We start from the raw sequence: 5,895 nt of genomic DNA on the forward strand, positions 1-5,895 counted from the left end.
TGAGAGTAGCACACTGCCAGGCTTATAATTCCAAAGAGAAAGTATAGTCAATTGAAAATAAAATAAATTATTTTCAATTGGTTATTGACTGATAAAAGAGATGCTGTATTATGCACGCCTCTTTCGGAAGTAACCGAATTGTTCTTTAAAAATTAGTAACCTTATTTATCTGTTAAGTCAAACTGTTCTTTAAAAATTAGTAACCTTATTTATCTGTGTGGGCACTCGCATAGTTTGAATAGACAAAAAATTATTCAATCTATCAGAAGTGACATACTTGTTAATTCAGTAAGATTGAGACAAAGATTAAAACTTTTTTATGAAGAGTTTGATCATGGCTCAGATTGAACGCTGGCGGCAGGCCTAACACATGCAAGTCGAGCGGAAACGAGAATAGCTTGCTATTCGGCGTCGAGCGGCGGACGGGTGAGTAATGCTTGGGGATCTGCCTCGTTGTGGGGGATAACCATTGGAAACGATGGCTAATACCGCATAATACCTACGGGTTAAAGGGGGCCTTTGGCTCTTGCGACGAGATGAACCCAAGTGAGATTAGCTAGTTGGTGAGGTAATGGCTCACCAAGGCGACGATCTCTAGCTGGTTTGAGAGGATGATCAGCCACACTGGGACTGAGACACGGCCCAGACTCCTACGGGAGGCAGCAGTGGGGAATATTGCACAATGGGCGAAAGCCTGATGCAGCCATGCCGCGTGTGTGAAGAAGGCCTTCGGGTTGTAAAGCACTTTCAGTTGTGAGGAAAGGGTAGTAGTTAATACCTGCTATCTGTGACGTTAACAACAGAAGAAGCACCGGCTAACTCCGTGCCAGCAGCCGCGGTAATACGGAGGGTGCAAGCGTTAATCGGAATTACTGGGCGTAAAGCGCACGTAGGTGGATAGATAAGCTGGGTGTGAAAAACCGGGGCTCAACCTCGGCCGTGCATTCAGAACTGTCTGTCTAGAGTAAGGGAGAGGGGGGTAGAATTCCAGGTGTAGCGGTGAAATGCGTAGAGATCTGGAGGAATACCGGTGGCGAAGGCGGCCCCCTGGCCCATTACTGACACTGAGGTGCGAAAGCGTGGGTAGCGAACAGGATTAGATACCCTGGTAGTCCACGCCGTAAACGATGTCTACTTGCTGTTTGTGTCTTTAAGACGTGAGTAGCGAAGCTAACGCGCTAAGTAGACCGCCTGGGGAGTACGGCCGCAAGGTTAAAACTCAAATGAATTGACGGGGGCCCGCACAAGCGGTGGAGCATGTGGTTTAATTCGATGCAACGCGAAGAACCTTACCATCCCTTGACATCCAGAGAATTTACTAGAGATAGTTTAGTGCCTTCGGGAACTCTGAGACAGGTGCTGCATGGCTGTCGTCAGCTCGTGTTGTGAAATGTTGGGTTAAGTCCCGCAACGAGCGCAACCCTTATCCTTAGTTGCCAGCATTAAGTTGGGGACTCTAAGGAGACTGCCGGTGATAAACCGGAGGAAGGTGGGGACGACGTCAAGTCATCATGGCCCTTACGGGATGGGCTACACACGTGCTACAATGGACAGTACAGAGGGCAGCTAACTTGCGAGAGTACGCGAATCCCTTAAAGCTGTTCGTAGTCCGGATTGGAGTCTGCAACTCGACTCCATGAAGTCGGAATCGCTAGTAATCGCAGATCAGAATGCTGCGGTGAATACGTTCCCGGGCCTTGTACACACCGCCCGTCACACCATGGGAGTGGGCTGCAAAAGAAGTAGGTAGCTTAACATTGGGCGCTTACCACTTTGTGGTTCATGACTGGGGTGAAGTCGTAACAAGGTAGCCCTAGGGGAACCTGGGGCTGGATCACCTCCTTAACGATGCTATTAAACATGCTGAGTGTTCACACAGATAAATAAAACGGTTACTAAAGGTTAAAGACTTCAAAAAGTCGTTACAGGCTGAAGTTTATTGAATAAGTCTGTAGATTAACTGGTTAGCACCCCACGGAAAGAATAGGTCTGTAGATTAACTGGTTAGCACCCCACGCCCTTTGATAAAAGCGGTGAAGTCGGCCTGCCAACAAGTTGATAATATAGATGATATAGGTCTGTAGCTCAGCTGGTTAGAGCGCACCCCTGATAAGGGTGAGGTCGGCAGTTCAAGTCTGCCCAGACCTACCAAAATCTAACGTATACTGCGTTGTTTAATTCGTCGTTTAGCAGGCTAAACGTCCTCATTAAACGCCTTGTCTACATTAGATTTAAACTTAATAACTCACAGCGAACAACTTTTACCTGATAGTTTTTATGCAAGTAGTCGACGCTAATCAAGGCGCACGATGAATGAAGATAGGAGTTTACGTGTTTTGTAAATGACTATCTGAATGAAGAAGTGCAACGCCGAGTAGCGGAAGAATACGAAGCAGAAAATGGGGCTATAGCTCAGCTGGGAGAGCGCCTGCCTTGCACGCAGGAGGTCAGCAGTTCGATCCTGCTTAGCTCCACCACTTTCTAAAACTTAACACGAAGTCGAAATCAAATCCAAGTAAGTTTATACAAAACTAAACAAGCTTATTTTAATTTGGTTTTAATAACCTATGCTCTTTAACAATCTGAAAAGTAAAAGCTAAATTCCCAAAATGATTTGGTTTTACAGCAAGGCGACAAATGAGTGAATCCCTTGAGCTTAGTTTACTAAGTGACTAGGGTGAGCGAAAGCAGTCAACACAGCTGTAAAGACAAACATGAAGGGAGATTAAATTTTTAAGTTCATTTTTATCTGAATCTAACGAGTTTAATCAAGCAAACCAAGTATTCTAATCCAGAATATATCGAAAGATATATTCAAATAAACGAAGCGTTGTTTAATTCTATAATCTGATAAACATTCGGGTTGTATGGTTAAGTGACTAAGCGTGCACGGTGGATGCCTTGGCAATTGGAGGCGATGAAGGACGTGTTAATCTGCGATAAGCTTGGTCAAGCCGATAAAAGGCGCATGAGACCAAGATTTCCGAATGGGGCAACCCACTCTTTATAGAGTATCTTACAGTGAATACATAGCTGTAAGAAGCAAACCCGGAGAACTGAAACATCTAAGTACCCGGAGGAACAGAAATCAACCGAGATTCCGTTAGTAGCGGCGAGCGAAAGCGGAACAGCCGATATCATAAAGTTCAGCAGAACATTCTGGAAAGTTTGACCATAGTAGGTGATAGTCCTGTATGCGAAAAACGTTATGATACATATTAAGTAGGTCGGGACACGTGTTATCTTGACTGAATATGGGGGGACCATCCTCCAAGGCTAAATACTCCCAATTGACCGATAGTGAACCAGTACCGTGAGGGAAAGGCGAAAAGAACCCCTGTAAGGGGAGTGAAATAGAACCTGAAACCGTGTACGTACAAGCAGTGGGAGCAGACTTGTTCTGTGACTGCGTACCTTTTGTATAATGGGTCAGCGACTTATATTTTGTAGCGAGGTTAACCGAATTGGGGAGCCGTAGCGAAAGCGAGTGTTAACTGCGCGTTGAGTTGCAAGGTATAGACCCGAAACCCGGCGATCTACCCATGGGCAGGTTGAAGGTTGAGTAACATCAACTGGAGGACCGAACTCACTAATGTTGAAAAATTAGGAGATGACCTGTGGGTCGGAGTGAAAGGCTAATCAAGCCGGGAGATAGCTGGTTCTCCCCGAAAGCTATTTAGGTAGCGCCTCGGACGAATACCACTGGGGGTAGAGCACTGTTAAGGCTAGGGGGTCATCCCGACTTACCAACCCTTTGCAAACTCCGAATACCAGTGAGTACTATCCGGGAGACACACGGCGGGTGCTAACGTCCGTCGTGAAGAGGGCAACAACCCAGACCGCCAGCTAAGGTCCCAAATACTAATTAAGTGGGAAACGATGTGGGAAGGCTTAGACAGCTAGGAGGTTGGCTTAGAAGCAGCCACCCTTTAAAGAAAGCGTAATAGCTCACTAGTCGAGTCGGCCTGCGCGGAAGATGTAACGGGGCTAAATTAGTAACCGAAGCTGCGGATTTAATCTTAGGATTAAGTGGTAGGGGAGCGTTCTGTAAGCTGTTGAAGGTGTGTTGTAAAGCATGCTGGAGGTATCAGAAGTGCGAATGCTGACATCGAGAGGTATGCTGGAGGTATCAGAAGTGCGAATGCTGACATGAGTAACGATAAAGCGGGTGAAAAACCCGCTCGCCGAAAGACCAAGGTTTCCTGTCCCATGCTAATCAGGGCAGGGTAAGTCGGCCCCTAAGGCGAGGCAGAGATGCGTAGTCGATGGGAAACAGGTTAATATTCCTGTACTTTTATTAACTGCGATGGAGAGACGGAGAAGGCTAAACTAGCTTGGCGTTGGTTGTCCAAGTGAAAGTAAGTAGGCTGAAGAATTAGGTAAATCCGGTTCTTCTTAAGGCTGAGATACGAGACGAGCTACCAAGGTAGCGAAGTAGTTGATGCCCGGCTTCCAGGAAAATCTTCTAAGCGATAGGTTAATAAGAACCGTACCCGAAACCGACACAGGTGGTCAGGTAGAGAATACTAAGGCGCTTGAGAGAACCCGGGTGAAGGAACTAGGCAAAATAGTACCGTAACTTCGGGAGAAGGTACGCCACGTTATTGTGAAGGGCTTTACGCCTGGAGCGAGAGGTGGTCGAAGTAACCAGGTGGCTGGAACTGTTTATTAAAAACACAGCACTGTGCAAAATCGAAAGATGACGTATACGGTGTGACACCTGCCCGGTGCCGGAAGGTTAATTGATGGGGTTATCCTTAGGGAGAAGCTCTTGATCGAAGCCCCGGTAAACGGCGGCCGTAACTATAACGGTCCTAAGGTAGCGAAATTCCTTGTCGGGTAAGTTCCGACCTGCACGAATGGTGTAATCATGGCCACGCTGTCTCCACCCGGGACTCAGTGAAATTGAACTTGCTGTGAAGATGCAGTGTACCCGCGGCTAGACGGAAAGACCCCGTGAACCTTTACTATAGCTTGGCAGTGAACATTGAACCTACATGTGTAGGATAGGTGGGAGGCTTTGAAGCAGCGTCGCTAGATGTTGTGGAGCCGACCTTGAAATACCACCCTTGTATGTTTGATGTTCTAACTTAGGTCCCTAATCGGGATTGAGGACATTGCCTGGTGGGTAGTTTGACTGGGGCGGTCTCCTCCCAAAGCGTAACGGAGGAGCACGAAGGTTGGCTAAGTACGGTCGGACATCGTACGGTTAGTGCAATGGCATAAGCCAGCTTAACTGCGAGACAGACACGTCGAGCAGGTGCGAAAGCAGGTCATAGTGATCCGGTGGTTCTGAATGGAAGGGCCATCGCTCAACGGATAAAAGGTACTCCGGGGATAACAGGCTGATACCGCCCAAGAGTTCATATCGACGGCGGTGTTTGGCACCTCGATGTCGGCTCATCACATCCTGGGGCTGAAGTCGGTCCCAAGGGTATGGCTGTTCGCCATTTAAAGTGGTACGCGAGCTGGGTTTAGAACGTCGTGAGACAGTTCGGTCCCTATCTGCCGTGGGCGTTTGAGAATTGAGGGGGGCTTCTCCTAGTACGAGAGGACCGGAGTGGACGAACCTCTGGTGTTCCGGTTGTTCTGCCAAGAGCATTGCCGGGTAGCTAAGTTCGGAATCGATAACCGCTGAAAGCATCTAAGCGGGAAGCGAGCCCCGAGATGAGTTGTCACAGACCCTTGAGGTCCTGTAGGGCCCTTGTAGACTACGAGGTTGATAGGTTGGGTGTGTAAGTGCTGTGAGGCATTGAGCTAACCAATACTAATTGCCCGTGCGGCTTAACCATACAACGCCAAATGTTTATTGGATAAAGCACAAAAGAATATAAAGAAAGTTGTTTGATTGAATAGATTAGATAAACAACAGATTAAATAGAACTTAAAGATTAA

Annotated in this window: 2 tRNA genes and 2 rRNA genes; all 4 read left to right on the forward strand. The window is 47.3% G+C overall.

Going from position 1 to position 5,895, the window contains the following annotated elements:
* Positions 1-316 precede the first annotated feature (316 nt).
* The 4 genes from DS2_RS19045 to DS2_RS19060 all read left to right on the forward strand — a co-directional run bounded on the left by DS2_RS19045 (position 317) and on the right by DS2_RS19060 (position 5,792).
* Positions 317-1,845 (forward strand): 16S ribosomal RNA (locus DS2_RS19045).
* Between the two features lie 229 nt (positions 1,846-2,074).
* Positions 2,075-2,151: transfer RNA gene (locus DS2_RS19050), tRNA-Ile, on the forward strand.
* Between the two features lie 250 nt (positions 2,152-2,401).
* Positions 2,402-2,477 (forward strand) — tRNA-Ala (locus DS2_RS19055).
* A 392-nt stretch (positions 2,478-2,869) separates the two neighbouring features.
* A 23S ribosomal RNA gene (locus tag DS2_RS19060) occupies positions 2,870-5,792 on the forward strand.
* The 16S and 23S rRNA genes sit together here with 2 tRNA genes alongside, the layout of an rRNA operon.
* Positions 5,793-5,895 lie beyond the last annotated feature (103 nt).

This window comes from Catenovulum agarivorans DS-2 (assembly GCF_000568405.1).
GTDB lineage: Bacteria > Pseudomonadota > Gammaproteobacteria > Enterobacterales > Alteromonadaceae > Catenovulum > Catenovulum agarivorans_A.